At 67.1% G+C, this 1,257-nt stretch carries 1 protein-coding gene and 1 pseudogene; one reads left to right on the forward strand and one right to left on the reverse strand.

Translation table 11 applies throughout. From position 1 onward, the window contains the following. A pseudogene (locus IE239_RS41410) lies at window positions 1-450 on the reverse strand (hypothetical protein); the annotation flags it as partial. A 60-nt stretch (window positions 451-510) separates the two neighbouring features. Between IE239_RS41410 and IE239_RS41415 the strand changes: the two are divergent. Further along, window positions 511-1,257 (forward strand): transposase (locus tag IE239_RS41415; protein WP_190154599.1); only part of this gene is annotated, 747 nt, incomplete at its 3' end.

The following is a 1,257-nucleotide window of genomic DNA, read 5'->3' on the forward strand; positions in this document are numbered from 1 at the left end:
CTGGTCCACCACGTCGTCCACTTCATCCAGGGCCGGATCGCGACTTCCGCTGGGCGCGTAGGCCGGTGACCGGTCAGCGCGTAGTGGCAGATGTGCGCAGTACCAGGCCCGCCGGGCACCGGCTACCTCTGCGGTCGTGCCCGTGCGGAGATAGCCGAGCAATGCTGTCATGACCCTGCGGCGCCCGAATGCATAGAGCGCCGGTTCGACGAACCAGCGGCAGAAGCTTGGGTCCGGGTCGTAGACAGCAGCAGCCATCAGCGGATCGAAGAACTCCTCAGACAGAGTGGCGCGTTCCAGCAGTGGCCTTCGTGCGGCTCCGGCCAGGTGCCGCGCACGTCGGTCTTCAGGCACGTCGGCCGCAGCCTCAAGTTCCAGCAGGCGAGCCACTTCGGCTGCGCATGCAAGGAATGTACGTGTGGATGCCTCGTGGCGGTCACCTTCGCTCATGACAGGATTCTCGACCACGGGCCTGAGCGGAAGTGGCCGCATGGGCGAGATGATCTCGATGTGGCTGGTGTGATCACGGCGTCGGAGCCGTCCTGGATAGCCCCGTTCTCCGGGCTGAGCCCGCGCGCCTTCGGGAAGCTGGTGACAGTGCTGCGTCGTTCAGGTGCGGACACGGCCCGCAAGGGGCGGCCGTGGAGCCTTCCGCTGGAAGACCGGACCCTCCTGGTCACCGCCTACTGGCGAACCAACCTGACCATGCGGCAGCTCGCCCCGCTGTTCGGGATCTCGAAGTCGGCGGCGGATCGGATCATCGACAACCTTGGACCGATGCTCGCGCTCCAGCCCCGCAAGCGGTTCGCGAAGGACACCGTGCTCATCGTGGACGGCACCCTGGTCCCCACCCGGGATCACACCGTCGCCGAGCGGTCGAAGAACTACCGGTACTCCACCAACCACCAGGTCGTCATCGACGCCGACACCCGCCTGGTCGTCGTGGTCGGCCGGCCGCTCGCCGGGAACCGCAACGACTGCAGGGCGTGGGAGGAGTCCGGCGCCAAGGCCGCCGTCAGCGGAACGACCACGATCGCCGACGGCGGCTACCCGGGCACCGGCCTGGTCATCCCGCACCGCCGCAAGCGCGGCCAGAGTGAACTCCCGGACTGGAAGGAGGAACACAACAAGTCTCACAAGCAGGTCCGGGCCCGCGTTGAGCACGTCTTCGCCCGTATGAAGACCTGGAAGATCCTCCGCGACTGCCGTTTGAAGGGGGACGGCGTCCACCACGCCATGCTCGGCATCGCACGGATG

Source organism: Streptomyces humidus, assembly GCF_014649655.1.
Lineage (GTDB): Bacteria > Actinomycetota > Actinomycetes > Streptomycetales > Streptomycetaceae > Streptomyces > Streptomyces humidus.